Origin of the sequence: Streptomyces albus subsp. albus (assembly GCF_000719865.1) — a bacterium.
GTDB lineage: Bacteria > Actinomycetota > Actinomycetes > Streptomycetales > Streptomycetaceae > Streptomyces > Streptomyces albus_E.
On the sequence record NZ_JOID01000007.1, the window covers coordinates 104,835 to 119,969 of the forward strand.

At 73.1% G+C, this 15,135-nt stretch carries 15 protein-coding genes and 1 pseudogene; 11 read left to right on the forward strand and 5 right to left on the reverse strand.

Annotated features, from left to right (window positions below):
• The first annotated feature begins 93 nt into the window (after window positions 1-93).
• Both IF83_RS0108175 and IF83_RS0108180 read left to right on the forward strand, forming a co-directional pair.
• On the forward strand, window positions 94-1,398 hold the full coding sequence (locus IF83_RS0108175) for a cation:proton antiporter (RefSeq protein ID WP_078843281.1): 1,305 nt from the start codon (window positions 94-96) through the stop codon (window positions 1,396-1,398).
• Between the two features lie 404 nt (window positions 1,399-1,802).
• Window positions 1,803-2,591, forward strand: a pseudogene (locus IF83_RS0108180) (SGNH/GDSL hydrolase family protein); the annotation flags it as partial.
• Between the two features lie 45 nt (window positions 2,592-2,636).
• Here the strand turns inward: IF83_RS0108180 and IF83_RS0108185 are convergent.
• Both IF83_RS0108185 and IF83_RS0108190 read right to left on the reverse strand, forming a co-directional pair.
• Complete coding sequence (locus tag IF83_RS0108185) at window positions 2,637-2,855, reverse strand: DUF5133 domain-containing protein (RefSeq protein ID WP_030543400.1); 219 nt, start codon at window positions 2,853-2,855, stop codon at window positions 2,637-2,639.
• Between the two features lie 180 nt (window positions 2,856-3,035).
• On the reverse strand, window positions 3,036-4,049 hold the full coding sequence (locus tag IF83_RS0108190) for a LysR family transcriptional regulator (protein ID WP_030543401.1): 1,014 nt from the start codon (window positions 4,047-4,049) through the stop codon (window positions 3,036-3,038).
• Between the two features lie 191 nt (window positions 4,050-4,240).
• On the opposite strand from IF83_RS0108190, the gene IF83_RS0108195 reads away from it, so the two are divergent.
• Window positions 4,241-4,783 carry a DUF6817 domain-containing protein gene (locus IF83_RS0108195; RefSeq protein ID WP_030543402.1) on the forward strand — a complete coding sequence of 181 codons (543 nt, stop codon included), beginning with the start codon at window positions 4,241-4,243 and terminating at the stop codon, window positions 4,781-4,783.
• A gap of 106 nt (window positions 4,784-4,889) precedes the next feature.
• Here IF83_RS0108195 and IF83_RS0108200 read toward each other — a convergent pair whose 3' ends face one another.
• A complete protein-coding gene (locus IF83_RS0108200; protein ID WP_030543403.1) occupies window positions 4,890-5,726 on the reverse strand; it encodes an endonuclease I family protein in 837 nt (278 codons plus the stop codon).
• A 439-nt stretch (window positions 5,727-6,165) separates the two neighbouring features.
• On the opposite strand from IF83_RS0108200, the gene IF83_RS0108205 reads away from it, so the two are divergent.
• The 3 genes from IF83_RS0108205 to IF83_RS0108215 are packed head-to-tail and all read left to right on the forward strand — an operon-like array spanning window position 6,166 to window position 9,502.
• On the forward strand, window positions 6,166-7,377 hold the full coding sequence (locus IF83_RS0108205) for a PP2C family protein-serine/threonine phosphatase (RefSeq protein WP_051722600.1): 1,212 nt from the start codon (window positions 6,166-6,168) through the stop codon (window positions 7,375-7,377).
• Window positions 7,374-9,071: a sensor histidine kinase gene (locus tag IF83_RS0108210; RefSeq protein WP_394297306.1), complete on the forward strand. Its 1,698-nt coding sequence runs from the start codon at window positions 7,374-7,376 to the stop codon at window positions 9,069-9,071. Before IF83_RS0108205 ends, IF83_RS0108210 begins: the two co-directional genes overlap by 4 nt.
• Window positions 9,068-9,502, forward strand: a complete 435-nt coding sequence (locus tag IF83_RS0108215) for a response regulator (RefSeq protein WP_030543406.1) — start codon at window positions 9,068-9,070, stop codon at window positions 9,500-9,502. The genes IF83_RS0108210 and IF83_RS0108215 overlap by 4 nt, the downstream gene beginning before the upstream one ends.
• On the opposite strand, the gene IF83_RS0108220 is transcribed toward IF83_RS0108215, so the two are convergent.
• Complete coding sequence (locus IF83_RS0108220) at window positions 9,483-10,370, reverse strand: NAD(P)H-dependent oxidoreductase (RefSeq protein WP_078843284.1); 888 nt, start codon at window positions 10,368-10,370, stop codon at window positions 9,483-9,485. The two genes, IF83_RS0108215 and IF83_RS0108220, sit on opposite strands and share 20 nt — an antisense overlap.
• Window positions 10,371-10,517: 147 nt before the next feature.
• On the opposite strand from IF83_RS0108220, the gene IF83_RS0108225 reads away from it, so the two are divergent.
• Both IF83_RS0108225 and IF83_RS0108230 read left to right on the forward strand, forming a co-directional pair.
• The gene (locus IF83_RS0108225; protein WP_030543408.1) at window positions 10,518-11,501 is read left to right on the forward strand and encodes a GlxA family transcriptional regulator; all 984 of its coding nucleotides are present in this window, start codon (window positions 10,518-10,520) and stop codon (window positions 11,499-11,501) included.
• Between the two features lie 363 nt (window positions 11,502-11,864).
• Window positions 11,865-12,548 carry an NADPH-dependent F420 reductase gene (locus IF83_RS0108230; RefSeq protein ID WP_279617212.1) on the forward strand — a complete coding sequence of 228 codons (684 nt, stop codon included), beginning with the start codon at window positions 11,865-11,867 and terminating at the stop codon, window positions 12,546-12,548.
• 24 nt (window positions 12,549-12,572) lie between these two features.
• Here the strand turns inward: IF83_RS0108230 and IF83_RS0108235 are convergent, their stop codons facing one another.
• On the reverse strand, window positions 12,573-13,787 hold the full coding sequence (locus IF83_RS0108235) for a phospholipase D-like domain-containing protein (protein WP_030543410.1): 1,215 nt from the start codon (window positions 13,785-13,787) through the stop codon (window positions 12,573-12,575).
• A gap of 228 nt (window positions 13,788-14,015) precedes the next feature.
• Here IF83_RS0108235 and IF83_RS0108240 point away from each other — a divergent pair, with 228 nt between their 5' ends.
• From IF83_RS0108240 to IF83_RS34040, 3 genes are all read left to right on the forward strand, one after another.
• The gene (locus IF83_RS0108240) at window positions 14,016-14,243 is read left to right on the forward strand and encodes a hypothetical protein (protein ID WP_030543411.1); all 228 of its coding nucleotides are present in this window, start codon (window positions 14,016-14,018) and stop codon (window positions 14,241-14,243) included.
• A gap of 237 nt (window positions 14,244-14,480) precedes the next feature.
• The gene (locus tag IF83_RS0108245) at window positions 14,481-14,729 is read left to right on the forward strand and encodes a hypothetical protein (protein WP_030543412.1); all 249 of its coding nucleotides are present in this window, start codon (window positions 14,481-14,483) and stop codon (window positions 14,727-14,729) included.
• A gap of 156 nt (window positions 14,730-14,885) precedes the next feature.
• Window positions 14,886-15,053, forward strand: coding sequence for a hypothetical protein (locus tag IF83_RS34040; protein WP_167343576.1), 168 nt, complete (start codon window positions 14,886-14,888; stop codon window positions 15,051-15,053).
• Window positions 15,054-15,135 lie beyond the last annotated feature (82 nt).

Sequence of the window (15,135 nt, forward strand, 5' to 3'; positions counted from 1 at the left end):
CACCGCGCCCACCGCCACAGTGCCCCGCTCCGGTCCGCCGGTCCGCCCGGCGGTACGCTGACCCGCGCCGAGCCGATCAAGGAGTGAGTCGCCGTGCTGCTCGCCTTCGCCGTGGTGCTGCTGATCGCCGTCCTGGTGTCCAGTCTGGCCCACCGCACCATCCTCTCCACCGCCGCGCTGTTCCTGGTCGCCGGCTTCCTCCTCGGCAAGGAGACCACCGGTGTCCTCCAGCTGACGGCCGACTCCCCGCTCGTCGAGAACTTCGCCGAACTGGCGCTGTTCGCGGTGCTGTTCACCGACGGCATGAAGGTGGGCTGGTCCGATCTGCGCTCCGCCTGGCGGCTGCCCGGCCGGGCCCTGGGCTGGGGCCTCCCGCTGACTCTCGGCCTCACCGCCGCTCTCGCCCACTACGTCGTGGGCCTGGACTGGCCGGAGGCCCTGCTCCTCGGCGCGATCCTGGCCCCCACCGACCCGGTCTTCGCCGCCGCGCTCGTCGGCAACAAGAAGGTCCCCGCGCGGCTGCGGCATGTGCTGAACGTCGAGTCCGGCATCAACGACGGGCTGGCGCTGCCCTTCGTCATCCTCTTCCTCGGCGTCTCCGAGGGGTCCGACGATCTCCATCTGGACGAGCTGGCCACCGAACTCGCCCTGGGCGTCGTCATCGGCGTCGCCGTGCCCTGGCTGGCCATCCTGCTGGAGCGAACCCGCTTCTTCGCCGCCTCGGCCGCCTACGAACCGCTCAACGCCTTCGCCATCGGCCTGGTCGTCCTCGGGCTGGGCCAGGTGCTGCACGGCAACCTCTTCCTGGCCGCCTTCGCGGCGGGCGTGACGGTGGCCACCCTCGGACCCCGGCAGCGCAAGGCCTTCGACGAGTTCGGCGAGCTCGTCGCCGAACTGCTCAAACTGGCCGCCCTGCTGGTCTTCGGCGCGCTGATCTCGGTGGAGTTCCTGAGCGAGATCTCCTGGAGCGGCTGGGTGTTCGCCGTGCTCGCCCTGGTGCTGGTCCGGCCGGTGGCCCTGGCCGTCGCCTTCGCCCGCTCCCATCTGACCCGCCGCGAACAGGCGGCGGCCATGTGGTTCGGCCCCAAGGGCTTCGCCTCGGTGGTCTACGCCCTGCTGGTGCTCGAGGCCGGGCTCGCCGAGGCCGATCTCGTCTTCCACCTGGTGGCGCTCACCATCGTGCTCTCGGTCCTCGCCCACTCCTCCACCGACGTCGTGGTCGCCCGCTCCTTCGACAAGCCGGAGGAGACACCGCACTGGCAGGAGCCCGAAGGGCCCGAGGAGACGCGGGAGATCCGGGAGGGACGGGACGGGCACGAGGCGGGGCACGGTGAAGGCCGGCGGCCAGACACCGGCGAGGCGGACCGGGCGGCGGGCGGACGCCCCGAGGAGAGCTGAGCCCCGCGCACCGGTCCGCCGGCACACCGCGCGTCCGGGCGCCCCGGCGCGCCCGGCCCGGCAGTTCACCCGTCCATCAGTCCGTCAGCCGCAGGAGGAGCGCTCAATCCGCCGGGCCGCGCCGCCGCCACCGCTCGGGACGAGGGGGTTGACAAGGTTGTCATGAACCATCAACCATGGGAGCGCTCCCACACCCATAGTGCCCCGCCTGACGGTCCGCCCCCGACCGTCAGGCGGTCCGACCCGAGGACCGCACAGCGGGGCGCGCGGCCTCCTCGCGCGCCCCGCGCACGCTCACACCCGAGGTGCGGCAAGCGGCCCGGCACGGTTCCCGAGCGGAGTCGCACCGGGCCCTTCACCCGCCCCCCACCGCCCCCCACGGCACGGCAGGAGGCACCATCACCATGCGCAGAACCCCTCTCCGGGCGGTCACGGCCGGATCGGCCCTGGCCCTCGCGCTCGCCCTCACCCCTCAGGTGGCGGGAGCCGCCGCACCCGCGCCGGCGGACGCGGCCTCCGCCTCCTCCGCGGCCCGGACGGCCACCGCGGACGGGGAGACGGCTGCCGCCGCCACCAGGATCATGCCGCTGGGCGACTCCATCACCGGCTCGCCCGGCTGCTGGCGCTCCGTCCTCTGGAACGAGCTGCGCAGCACCGGCTACACATCGGTCGACTTCGTGGGCACGCTCGGCCCCCAGGGCTGCGGGCAGCCCTACGACGGCGAGAACGAGGGGCACGGCGGAGCGCTCGTCACCCGGGTCGCCGACGGGAACCAGCTGCCCGGCTGGCTTGCCGCGACCCGGCCGGACATCGTGCTGATGCACTTCGGCACCAACGACGTCTGGAGCAACATCGCCCCCGACCGCATCCTGGCCGCGTACACCACGCTCGTCCAGCAGATGCGGGCGAGCAACCCGGGCATGAAGGTGCTGGTCGCCCAGATCATCCCGATGAATCCCGGCAGCTGCCCGGAGTGCGCCCAGCGGGTGCGGGACCTCAACGACCGGATCCCGCGGTGGGCTTCCGGCATCAGCACCCCGGAGTCGCCCGTGGTCGTGGTGGACCAGTGGACCGGCTTCGACACGGGAGCCGACACGTACGACGGGGTGCACCCCAGCGCCTCCGGCGACCAGAAGATCGCTTCCCGCTGGTACCCGGCGCTCACGGAGTTCCTCGCCCCGGGTGCGTCCGGCTCCTGACCCGCCCGGGCGGCCGGCGGCTTCGCGGCGGCCGGAGGGCTACGGGGCGGCCGCCGCGAGTTCGTCGTCGAGCCGGCGGCGGGCCTCCGCCAGGGCCTGGTCGATGTCACGGGCACCGGTGGAGACGCACAGCGTGTAGGCGGTGTCCTGCATCTGGCGGTGGATGTGCGGAGCGACGACCTGCTCCTTCGCCAACGCCCGCAGGGCTTCGTAGTGTTCGAGCAGATTCCGCAGCACGGTCGGGTGCGCCATCAGCATCCGGCATCTCCTCCACGCCTTCGTGGGAAAAGGGACGAGAAAGGCGATCGGCTCTCCGAGCGCCCCTTCCCCCGTCGCACACGCGATTGCCCGCCGGAAGCGGCCACCCGCGGTGCTGTTATGCGAACGTTACCTCAGCGGGTCCCCGCACCGAACCCCCTTGCGCGTAACGCCTTTGTTTCATGACGGCACGGCCGCGCCGGGGCCCGGGAGGGCCTGCCGCTCCGCCCCCTCCCCCGGCCCCGCGCCCTCTCCCGCCCCCGGGTCCGGTTCCGTCCCCGCGGCCCCTCCCGCCTCCGCGCCCGGTCGCGGCCGTGCGGCCAGGCTCCGGTCCACGGCATCGGCGAAGGCGCGCGCGAGCGGGCTCAGCGCGTCCCACTGCCGCACGGCCCAGCCGACCGACAGCGGAGGCAGAGCCGGGACGGGGACGAGCCGGACCCGCCCCGCCGGTGGCGGCCCGGGCATCGCCGGCACCAGCGCGTGGCCCAGCCCGAGTTCGGCCAGGAGGACGGCCGTGTCCCAGTCGGCCACGCTCGTCGCGGACGCCGACGGGACACCGAGCCGGGGCAGTTGAGTGTCCAGCCGGGAGCCGGAGGTGGAGTTCCCGGGGAGCCGGATGTGCTGGATTCCGGCCAGGTCGCCCGGGCCGACGGCGCTCTTCCCGGCGAGCGGGTCGTCGTCCCGTACGGCGAGCACCCAGGGGAGTTCGACGACGGGCCGCTGCTCGATGCCGCGCACGGGGGGACCGATGGTGATCCACGCCAGATCGGCGTCGTCCGCGGCGAGCGCCGCGAAGCAGCCGCGGCTGGAGTTCTCCGTCTGGAACTCCAGGCTCACCCCGGGATAGCGCTCCCGGTAGGCCACGACGGCCTCGGCCATGAAGTGGCGGACGGTGGTCGCGCCGGTGGTGATCCGCAGCGATCCGGCCTCCCCGTCCCGCAGTTCACGGAGCCGGCGCAGCGCCAGGTCGATGCCCCCGATGCCCTCGGCGGCGGCCGCGTACAGGACGCGCCCGGCGTGGGTGGGGGTGACGCCGCGCGGACGGCGCTCCAGCAGGCCGAGCCCCAGCTCCCGTTCCAGCCGTCTGACGTGCTGGCTGACCGCGGACTGGGTGCGGTGCTGGTCGCGGGCGACCGCGCTGAGGCTGCCCGCCTCGCAGACCGCGACGAAGGTGCGGAGATCGTCGAGTGTCACTCCACCCAAGCTAGACCTGGGATCTCTGCAAGGAAACCCTAGGATTGACTTGGGAGTTGGGCCGCCCGACGATGGTTCCGGGCCCGGGCGGCAACCCGCCCCGCGCCGCGCAGACCTTCCCGGATCGCTGCGACGGCCACGGGGCCGGGTGCCGACCCGCCGTGCCCTGGATACGGGGAGAGGTGATCGGCATGCCCGTCCTGACCGGTGCCACCCACGCGATGACTCTGCTGCGCGCCCTCGGCGCCGGGGAGATGGAGCATCCCGGCGGGTCGCTGCTGGAACACGTCCGCCGGGTCGGCGAACTCCTCGGCGACTGGGGCGCCCGGCCCGCCCTCCGGCTCGCCGGGCTCTGCCACGCCCTGTACGGGACGGACGGCTTCCCCGCCGCGCTGCTGCCCCTCGCCCGCCGCCCGCAGCTCGCGGCGGCCATCGGCGCCGAGGCGGAGGGGCTGGTGTACTTCTACGCGAGCTGCGACCGGAAGGCCTCGTATCCGGCGCTCATGGACGACCCGCCGCTGTTCCGCGACCGGTTCTCCGGCCGCGTCTTCACCCCCGCCGCGCGCCGGCTCCGCGACTTCGCGGAGCTGACGGCCGCCAACGAGCTGGACATCGCCCGGGTGAGCCCGGAGTTCCGCCGGCAGCGGGGTGCAGAGCTGACGGCACTCCTCACCCGGCTCCGGCCGCTGCTGAGCGAGGCCGCGTGGGCGGAGTGCCGCGCGGTGCTGCCCTGAGCCGGGCCGGTGCCGGAACAGCTCCGGCACCGGCCCCGCCGGCCGGCGGGGCCGCGGCCGGCGACGCCGGGTCAGCGGTCAGCGGTCAGCACCGCGACGGAACGATTCAGCCCCAGATCGACGCGGCCCACTCCGGGTGGTCGATGAACGGGTTGCGGTTGTGCTGGAAGTCGGCGTATATGACCTCGTTGCGGTTCTTCTCGAAGGCGTCCGGCGGGTCCTGCTCGTGCCACTCCAGCAGCACCGACAGCCGTCCCATCAGCGGGTTGGACCCGTTGCCCACCTGGTCGTTGAGTTCCAGATCGGCGAAGCCGTCACCGCCCTCGTACCGCACCGCCATGTAGAAGAGCATCCGGGCCACGTCGCCCTTGACCTGGTCGCGCGGCTCCCAGGAGTCGCTGTCCGTGTAGTTGCCGGGGGCCTCGCCGACCTCGGAGCCGCCCTCGTCGAAGTCCTTGTTGCCGCGCGTGCTGTTGACGGTGACGTCGGTGGGGCGGAGGTGGTGGATGTCGGTGCCCGGGCCCGTCGTGGTGCCGAAGTCCCCGTGCGACTTGGCCCAGACGTGCTCGCGGTTCCACTCGTCGGCGTCGCCGCCGTTCTCGGACTTGCTCTGTGAGCGGCCGGTGTAGAGCAGGACGACCTTGGAGGAGTCGGCCGGGTCCTCGTCGGTGGCCTTCAGCGCGTCCCAGACCTGGGAGTAGGACAGCTTCGTCTGGTCGCTGATGATGCCGTGCAGGGCGTCCTTGAGCGCCTGGCCGGTCTCGCCGAGCGCGCCCTGGTAGTAGGAGTCGTCGTACGCGGTGACGGTGGTGGCGGCCTGGGATGCGGTGCCGGTGCCGGAGGGGGTGACGGCCGCGGTGGCCTGGGTGGCCGTGACGGCGATCGACAGGCCGCCGACCAGCAGAGCCAGCTGCTTCCAGCGGGTGACACGGGTGGGGGACATATCCGTCCTCTGCTCGGAGTCCGTGCCGGCCGTCTGACGCGCAACGCGCGTAGACTCCCGACACGCCCGAACCTGCGTTCGGGTGTTCAGGAGTCTCCTCGTGATAGATCACTATGGCGTGAACATGACGGGGGGATCCGGCGAAGAGGTTGCGACCACCGGACCCGGCCGGGCCGGGCGGGACCAGGCCACCACCGCGGCCGGGCATGCACCGCCGGCGTCACCATCTGTGCATGCCCGGCGAAACCCGAATATGGAAAAAATCACACATAGGCCACTAAAGGGGACACCTTCCTGGTGGCAAGGAGGACCGGACAGTATTGTCCAGCAGACGTACGGACAGCCCGGTGGGCGGAGGGTGGGGGTTGTGAGCGGTACGAAGGATGTGCCGAGTCCTCGTCCGGTGCCCGGCAGCGGCACGGGCGGCGTGACGACCGAGATGCTCGGCACCGCCGGCATGGCGCGGCCGCGCTGGCGCGGCGACCCGGAGTCCCTCCTCCTGGTGGAGGACGACGCGGGCGACGCCCTGCTCGTCGAGGAACTCCTCGCGGACAGCGACATCCGCACCGAGCTGACCTGGGTGCGCTCGCTGGCCGAGGCCCAGGAGTGGCTGGCCGGGGCGCGGCTGATGCCGGGCTGCATCCTGCTCGACCTGCACCTCCCGGACGCCGACGGCGTGACCGCCGTCACCCGGATCCTCAACGCCGCGCCCAGCACGGCCGTCGTCGTGCTCACCGGCCGCGCCGAGGGCGAGGCCGGTCTCGCCGCCGTGGCCGCGGGCGCACAGGACTACCTGGTCAAGGGCGCGCTGGAGTCCGAACTCTTCGGCCGCGCCATCCGCTACGCCGTCCAGCGCAAGCAGGTCGAGCAGACCGCGGCGGATCTGCAGGCCGGCCGGCTCCGCGCGCAGGAGAACGCCCGTCTGGAGCGCGGCCTGCTGCCCACGCCGCTGCTGCACACCGACGACCTCGTCGTCGCGGCCCGCTACGAACCGGGCCGCGCCCAGGCCCTCCTCGGCGGCGACTTCTACGACGTGGTGCAGACCCCGGACGGCACGGTGCGCGCCGTGATCGGTGACGTCTCCGGGCACGGCGCGGCGGAGGCGGCGCTCGGCGTCTGCCTGCGCGTCGCCTGGCGGACGGCCGTGCTGTGCGGCACCGAGGGGAGCGACCTGGCGGAACTCCTGGAGAAGATCACCGTCGCGGAGCGGGCCGACTCCCCCGTCTTCGTCACCTTCACGACGCTCACCTTCCCGCCCGACCGGCGCAGCCTGCGCGTGGTCCGCGCCGGCCATCCGGGGTTGCTGATCCGCACGCGGGGCGAGGTGGAGCTGGTGGAGCCCCCGGGCGGCCCCGCCCTGGGCCTCGGCCTGGGCGCGGCGGGCTGGCCGGAGACCGAACTCCCGCTTCCCGAGGGGGCCGAGGTCGTCGTGTTCACGGACGGGCTGTTCGAGGGACGGACCGGTCCCGGCCGCGAACGCCTGGGCGAGGAGGGGCTCTGCGAGCTCGCGGCGGGCGAGGCCTGCGCCGGGCTGGGTCCGCAGGACTTCGTCAACGCCCTGGTGGACGGGGCGGAGCTGGCCGCCGCCGACTACGGCGGTCTGGCCGACGACGTCGCCGTTGTCAGTGTCGGATGGAGGAAGACCCCGTGACCCCCACGCCCCCCACACGGGCCCCGCGTCCGGACGGCTCGGTCCTCACCGGCCGCCGGCTGACCGTGCAGGGCTGGTTCCAGCTGATCCTCTCGGTCATGCTGCTGTTCGTCCTGGGCGGCGCCGTCGTCGGCGCGCAGCTGCTGTCGAGCACCGTGCGGCAGTCCAACGACCTGGTGGAGCGCATCCAGCCGGCCCGCGCGGAGATGTACCAGCTGCAGAGCGCCCTGCTCAACCAGGAGACCGGGGTCCGCGGTTACGTCATCACCGGCGACGAGCGGTTCCTGGAGCCCTACACCGGTGGCCGGGCCCAGGAGCGCCGCTCGGTCGAACGGCTGCGGTCGCTCGTCGGACCGGACCGGGTGATGTCCGAGGACCTCTCCGCCATCGAGCGGGCGGCCGGCGACTGGCGCTCCGTCCATGCCGTGCCGCTCATCAAGCGCACCCGCGCCGGGCAGCAGGAGACCGGTGACACCCCCGAGCTGGAGAAGAGCAGGAAGTCCTTCGAGGAGCTGCGGGCGCTCTTCACCAAGCAGAACGAGCACATAGCCGAGGCCAAGGCCGAGGCGCGCGCCGAGCTCATCTCCACCCGCACCACCCGCGACTGGGTCTACGGACTCATGATCATCATCTTTGTACTGACCGCCATCGCACTGACGGTGCTGCTGCGCCGCACCGTGGGCGGCCCGCTGCTGGCCCTGCGGGAGTCGTCCCAGCGCGTCGCCGACGGGGACTTCGACCACCGCATCAGCGCGGCCGGCCCCGCCGACGTGCGCGCGGTCGCCCTCGCCGTGGAGGCCATGCGGCACCGGATCGTCGAGGAGCTGGAGGCCACGCGCAACCGCGAGGCCCGCCTCACCCAGCAGACCGGCGACCTCGACGCGCAGGCCGTCGAGCTGCGGCGCTCCAACGCCGAGCTGGAGCAGTTCGCCTATGTGGCCTCGCACGACCTCCAGGAACCGCTGCGGAAGGTGGCCTCCTTCTGCCAGCTGCTGGAGAAACGGTACGGCGAGGAGCTGGACGAGCGCGGCAAGCAGTACATCGCCTTCGCCGTCGACGGGGCGAAGCGGATGCAGATCCTCATCAACGACCTGCTGACCTTCTCCCGGGTCGGCCGCGTCAACGACGACCGCAGGCCCGTACCGCTCGACGAGACCCTCGACCGTGCCCTGGCCAATCTCTCGACCGCGATCGAGGAGTCCGGCGCCCGCATCGAGCGCCCGGAGACGATGCCGGAGGTGACGGGCGACCCGACGACCCTGGCGATGCTCTGGCAGAACCTCGTCGGCAACGCCGTGAAGTTCCGCTCCCCCGACCGTGAGCCCGAGGTGAAGATCACCGCCGAGTGGTCCGGGGGCGACGGGACGGACGGAGAGGACAGAGAGGACGGGGAGAGCGGGGAGAGCGGGGAGAGCGGGGAGAGCGGGACCTGGCGGTTCTGCGTGACCGACAACGGCATCGGCATCCCGCCGGAGTTCAGCGAGAAGGTGTTCATCATCTTCCAGCGGCTGCACGGCCGGGAGACGTATACCGGAACCGGCATCGGTCTGGCACTCTGCAAGAAGATCGTCGAGCATCATGGCGGTCAGATCACTCTGGACACCGAACGGGCCGAGGGCACCCGCATCTGCTTCACCCTCCCCGGCCGTGCGGTTCCGCACGCTGTCACCGCCCATGAGGAAGCCACTGCATGAACACCCCCCGCCCGATCGAGGTCCTGCTCGTCGAGGACGACCCCGGCGACGTCCTGATGACCCGGGAGGCCTTCGAGGACAAGATCGGCAACACGCTGCACGTCGTCCAGGACGGCGAGGAGGCGCTGGACTTCCTGTACCAGCGCGGCGCCCACGCCGGGGCGCCCCGGCCCGACCTGATCCTGCTGGACCTCAACCTGCCCAAGTACGACGGCCGGCAGGTCCTGGAGCAGATCAAGTCGGACTCGGAGCTGTCCACCATCCCGGTGGTGGTGCTGACCACCTCCGCGGCCGAGGAGGACATCCTCCGCAGCTACAAGCTGCACGCCAACGCGTACGTCACCAAGCCGGTGGACCTCGACGCGTTCATCTCGGCGATCCGGCAGATCGACGAGTTCTTCCTGACGGTGGTCAGGCTGCCGAACCGCTGACCGCCCCCGCCCCGCCCGCCGGTTCCGTCCCGCCGCCCGGCCCCGGCGCGCCGCACGGCACGAGGCCGCCCCGGGCCGCGGGGCCGGCCGGGGCCGGATCGGCGCGGTGCGCCGCCGCCCCGGTGCGTCCGGGTGCCACGTCCGGGCGCAGGACGTGGTCCGCGTCGTACTCCCCGCCCGCCTCGCGGCGGAACGGGATCGGCGCGGCGTCCGGCAGGGTGCGCAGCCGTTCGCGGAGCCCGGCGGCGGCCGCCGCGTACCCGGTGCCGTCCAGGCGGTCCGCGTCGTACACCGCGTAGGGCGGGAGGGCTTCCATGCCGGTGTACCAGAACGTGCCGTGGTGCAGCGGGAAGAGCAGGCTCTCCAGGTCGCCGTTGATGCCCCGCGGGCCGAAGGCCGGTGCGCCGCCGCCGGTGGTGACGACGGCCATCGCGCGCCGGCCGGCGAGGCCGCCGTCGCCGTAGCGCAGGGTGCCGCCGCCCGCCGGGTCCTTGACGCCGTAGGCGAAGCCCTTGACGAGGACCCGGTCGAACCAGCCCTTGAGGATGGCCGGCGGGCCGAACCACCAGAGCGGGAACTGCACGATCAGGGTGTCGGCCCAGCGGATCTTCTCCTGCTCGGCGCGGATGTCGTCGCTCAGCCGCCCGGAGAGGTGGGCCGCCCTGGAGGCGGCGGAGACGACGAGGCGGCGGTCCGGTTCGTGGTCCGGGAAGTCGCGGCGGTCGACGACGGGGTTCCAGCCCATGGCGTAGAGGTCGCTCTGCCGGTGTTCGTGGCCGAGCTCGCGCAGGGCGCGCAGGCCCTCGTCGCGGAGAGCGGCGCTCAGGGAGCGCGGCTCGGGGTGGGCGTGGATCCACAGCACTCGCATGTGACGGTCCCCTCCTGGGACTTCGGGTTCCCGGGCTTCCCGGGTTTCTCGGCCAGGGCGTGTCCGCCCTGCTCACGGTGTCGATTCTGCTGGCGGGATGCCGCCGGAACGAGTGGCCGGAGGGCCGGTATGTGCAAGGATCGCGCCATGGTCGTCTTCCGTCACCCGGACCGTCACCCGGTCGCCGTCCTCGTCCGGCCCGGGCTGATCCCCATGGAACTCGGCGTGGTGCACCAGTTGTTCGGGCGCGCCGAGTCGCCGGACGGGGAGCCGCTGTACGAGGTGGTGACGTGCGCGCCCGAGCCGGGCGACATCCGCACGGACGCCGATTTCCCCGTCCGGGTGGGCTGCGGCCCCGAGGCGCTGGCCGAGGCCCGCACCGTGATCGTCCCGGCCTCGCGGGACGACGACGAGGTCCACGCCGCGGGACGCCTCTCCCCCGCCACGGCGGCGGCCCTGACCCGGATCGGGCCCGGGACGCGAATCGCCTCCGTGTGCACCGGCGCCTTCGTGCTCGCGGCCGCCGGCCTGCTGAACGGCCGCCCGGCGACGACCCATTGGAAGGCGGCGGCCCGCTTCCGGGAGCTGTTCCCGGACGTCGGGCTCGATCCCGGCGTGCTCTACACCGACGACGGGGACGTCCTGACCTCGGCGGGCGAGGCGGCCGGGATCGATCTGTGCCTGCACATGATCCGCCGCGACCACGGTGCCGCGGTGACGGCCTCACTCGCCCGGCACACCGTCGTACCGCCGCACCGCGAGGGCGGCCAGGCCCAGTACGTGCCGCGTCCCGTCCCGGAGCCGCGGGTCTCGTCCACGGCACCGGCCCGGGCCTGGGCCGAGGAGCAGCTCGGCCGGCCGATCGCGCTCCGTGAGCTGGCCGCGCGGTCCTCGATGAGCGTACGGACCTTCAGCCGCCGGTTCCGCGAGGAGACCGGGCTGACCCCGGTGCAGTGGCTGACGCGGCGCCGGGTGGAGCGGGCCCGGGAGCTGCTGGAGGAGACGGATCTGCCGGTGGACCGGATCGCGGCGGAGGCGGGTTTCGGTACGGGCGCCTCGCTGCGGCAGCATCTGCGCGCGGCGCTGGGCGTCTCGCCGAGCGCCTACCGGGCCACCTTCCGGGGCCCCTGAACGGCGCTGCCGCTTTCCGGGGCCGCTGAGCGGCGAGGCCGCCTCCCGTCTGGCCGGGCCCGGGGGGCGGGAGCGGGCGCCCGGCTTCCGCCCGGCTCCCGGGGGGCTCGGGCTCCGGGTTCGGGGGCCCGGAGGGGCCGGGGCTCAGGGGCTCCGCGCCGACGGGCCGGTGACGGCGGCGGAGCCGCGCCCCGGAGAGCCGGGCGAGGAGAGAGGCGGAGAGCAAGGAGGGCGCGCCCGGGAGGCGCTGCCCGGGACGGCCCGCCCGAGAAGGGCTGCCCGCTGGGACCGGCCGGGGGACCCGTGGCCCAGGTTTCCGGGGGGCGGGCACGGGCACTCCGGGCGTGGAGGCACGTATCGCCCGTGCCCGCGGAGCGAAGCGACCTGCGAGAGCCCGCGAGAGAGGGACACGTTATGCGGATCGGAATCATCGGCGCCGGGCACATCGGTTCCGCCCTGGCCCAGCACTTCACCCGGGTCGGCTACGACGTGGCCGTCAGCAACTCCCGGGGCCCGGAGACACTCCGGGACCTGGTGGCGGAGCTCGGTCCCCGGGCCCGGGCCCTGACGGTCGAGGAGACCGCGCGGTTCGGTGACGTGGTCGTGGTGTCCATCCCGTTCGGGCGATACCACGAGCTGCCGTCCGCGTCGCTGAGCAGGAAGATCGTCATCGACACCTGCAACTACTTCCCCGAGCGGGACGGGCACGATCCCGATCTCGACCGGGACCGCATCACCTCCAGCCAGAAGATCCGCGCCCACACGGGCGCCAACGTGGTGAAGGCGTTCAACGCCGTCTACTGGGAGAACCTGCGGGCGGGCAGCCGCCCCAAGGGGGCGCCGGACCGGCTCGCCGTCCCGATCTCCGGCAGCGACCAGGACGCCAAGGCCGTGGTCGCGGGCCTGATCCGGGACATCGGCTTCGACCCGGTCGACGCCGGGAATCTCGGCCAGGGCGGTCGCCGGCACCAGCCCGGGACCCGGGTCTTCGGGGCGAAGATGACGGCCGAGGAGATGAGCGGTCTCTTCCACGCGGTCCGCGGCTGAACCCGGCGGTCCGCCGCGGCCCGGTCAGAGGAAGCGGCGGACAGGGGCGGTGACCGCCTCGCGCAGCCGCTGGGCCGCCGGGCGCCGCTTCCAGCGGCCCTCCACCATCCGCTCGCTGACCTTCAGGTCCTCGTCGAAGTCGGCGGTCAGCCTGCCGGTGAACGTCTCGTCGAGCACGGTGAGCATGACTTCCTCGTCGTGTTCGAGGGAGCGGCGGTTGAAGTTGGTGGAGCCGATCAGGGAGGCGACCCCGTCGACGGTGATCACCTTGGCGTGCATCATCGTCGGCTGGTACTGCCAGATCCGCACCCCGCACGCCAGCAGGTCCTCGTAGTGGCGCTGTCCGGCGAGCTGGCACACGCGCTGGTCGGTGTGCGGCCCGGGGAGCAGGATGTCGATCTCGACCCCGCGCCGGGCGGCGGCACACAGCAGCTCGACGAAGTAGTCGTCCGGGGCGAAGTAGGCCGTGGCCAGCCGGATGTGCTCCTCGGCCGATTCCAGGACCACCCGGATCAGGGTCTGCATGTCCTGCCAGCCGTAACTCGCGGAGCCGCGCACGACCTGGACCACCGCGTCGCCGGGCGCGGCCTGCTCGGTGAACCGGTCGCGCTCGTCGAAGAGCAGGTCGTGGCACTCGGCCCAGTTCTGGGAGAAGGCCGCGGCGATGCCGTCCACGGCGGGGCCGGCGACGCGTACGTGGGTGTCGCGCCACTCGTTCTCGTCGCGGGCGTCGCCGCACCACTCCTCGGCGATGCCCACGCCCCCGGTGAAGGCGACGCGCTCGTCGACGATCAGGGCCTTGCGGTGGCAGCGGTGGTTCTGCTTGAACGGCGAGATCCACAGCGGTTTGCGGAACCAGGCCACTTCCGCGCCGGCCCGGTCCATCATCTCCAGCAGGTCCTTCTCGATGGGCCGGCTGCCGAAGCCGTCCAGCAGCAGCCGTACCCGCACGCCGGCCCGGGCCCGCTCGGAGAGCGCCTCGGCGAACTGGCGGGCGATCTCCCCGCGCCAGTAGACGAAGGTCATCATGTCGACGGTGTGCTCCGCGGAGCGGATGGCCTCCAGCATCGCCGGGAAGATCCGGTCGCCGTTGCGCAGTGGAATGAGCTCGTTGCCCTCGGTGGCGGCGATGCCCAGCAGTCGTTCCAGCCGGCGCCGTATCCGCTGCTTGCGGTCCGCCGTCCCACGGTTCTCCGGGCTGGGGACGGCGGGCTCGGGTCTGTCCTGGACGGTGCTCATGGGGCGGGCCTCGGTGCTGGTCGGGGGCCGGGGGATCCCAGCCGACTGTACCGAACATCTGCCCTAATCCGCCGGGTCCATTACCGGGCGGTCCGCCGTTCGCGGTGCCTCCGGATACCGCCGCGGCGGGAGCCGGGATCGCCCGTTCCGCCCGTTTGGCCCTACCGTTCGGGGGTGATGTCTCGCGCTGTTGCTGCGCGGCGGGCGGCCGTTTTGCAGAATGGCCCGATGGACAACACCACTTACGGTCAGTGGATGAGCACGGACCAGCCGGGGCTGACGGTGCGGCGCGGTCCCGAAGGGCTCGTCTGCCTGAGCACCCCGGACGGGGAGTGTGCCACGCTCCGCCATCTGCTGGAGCCGATCGCCGAGGGTCTGGCGCGGGGCGAGGGCGCCCTGGAGAGCCTCACCTCCCAGCAGGCCCGCTCCGCGCTCCAGGCCCTGCGCTTCGCCTGACCGGGCCCCGTCCGGGCCTCCGCCTCCGGGCCCCCGGCCTCCCGACCCCTGCTTCCGGGCCGTTGTCCGTGTCCTGCGCCGAGGCATGGGGCGGCGTCGCGCGGACACCCGGTGGGCGGGCCGCCGGGGCTCCGGTGATTCACCACCGTCCGGGCGGTCATACGGAGAGGCGGGGCGCGGCACGACGGATCCGCCGCCGCCCCGAGGTGACAGGCAACCCCGCGGAAAGGATCACGTGTGATCACCCATGAGCATGTCCGGGACCTGCTGCGGTCCCCGGACCGGCAGCCCGTGCTCGTCCTGCTGGAGGGCCGGGAACAGGTCGTGCCCGCCGCGGAGCTGGACGGCGACCGCTACCGGGGAGCCGTGGAGATCATCTCCCGGGACGACCTCACCGCCCTGCTTCCGGACACGGACCCCTCCGACCACGAGCTGACGGAGGTCGCGAGCCGTCTGCAGACCGTGGCGGCGGAGCGCGGCGCCTGACCCGGCCGGACATGACCCTCCGGTCCCCGGGTACCCGGACCCGTCGCGACGCGCCCGGCACGAGAGCCGGCCGGCCCGCCGCGGGCCCGATCCGGGCTCCGGAACGCCGGGGGAACCGGGACGGACGACGAGCAAGGCGATGAGCGAGGAGAGCGCATGAGCACGCCCGAGGAAAGCCGGGAGAAGACCACGTCCACCGACGATGTGCTGGGCTCGTCCGCTGAGGAGGCACGGGAACGCACCCGGGACGGCGCGGGCCGCAGCATGCGGGAAGCCCTGGAGGAGGCCGGTGTCTCCCCGGAGGACTACCGGGAGCAAGGCTGAACCGGCGACCCCGCGCCCCGATCCCGAGCACCGCGCACAGCACGGAGCGCGGGATTGGGGCGCGGGGCACGGGTACCCGGCC

Coding starts and splice junctions, on each gene's coding strand:
- IF83_RS0108205 (WP_051722600.1), top strand. CDS start 6,166: ATGCTCGGCACCGCCGGCATGGCGCGGCCGCGCTGGCGCGGCGACCCG.
- IF83_RS0108235 (WP_030543410.1), bottom strand. CDS start 13,787: ATGAGCACCGTCCAGGACAGACCCGAGCCCGCCGTCCCCAGCCCGGAG.
- IF83_RS0108220 (WP_078843284.1), bottom strand. CDS start 10,370: ATGCGAGTGCTGTGGATCCACGCCCACCCCGAGCCGCGCTCCCTGAGC.
- IF83_RS34040 (WP_167343576.1), top strand. CDS start 14,886: ATGAGCACGCCCGAGGAAAGCCGGGAGAAGACCACGTCCACCGACGAT.
- IF83_RS0108185 (WP_030543400.1), bottom strand. CDS start 2,855: ATGCTGATGGCGCACCCGACCGTGCTGCGGAATCTGCTCGAACACTAC.
- IF83_RS0108240 (WP_030543411.1), top strand. CDS start 14,016: ATGGACAACACCACTTACGGTCAGTGGATGAGCACGGACCAGCCGGGG.
- IF83_RS0108215 (WP_030543406.1), top strand. CDS start 9,068: ATGAACACCCCCCGCCCGATCGAGGTCCTGCTCGTCGAGGACGACCCC.
- IF83_RS0108195 (WP_030543402.1), top strand. CDS start 4,241: ATGCCCGTCCTGACCGGTGCCACCCACGCGATGACTCTGCTGCGCGCC.
- IF83_RS0108225 (WP_030543408.1), top strand. CDS start 10,518: ATGGTCGTCTTCCGTCACCCGGACCGTCACCCGGTCGCCGTCCTCGTC.
- IF83_RS0108200 (WP_030543403.1), bottom strand. CDS start 5,726: ATGTCCCCCACCCGTGTCACCCGCTGGAAGCAGCTGGCTCTGCTGGTC.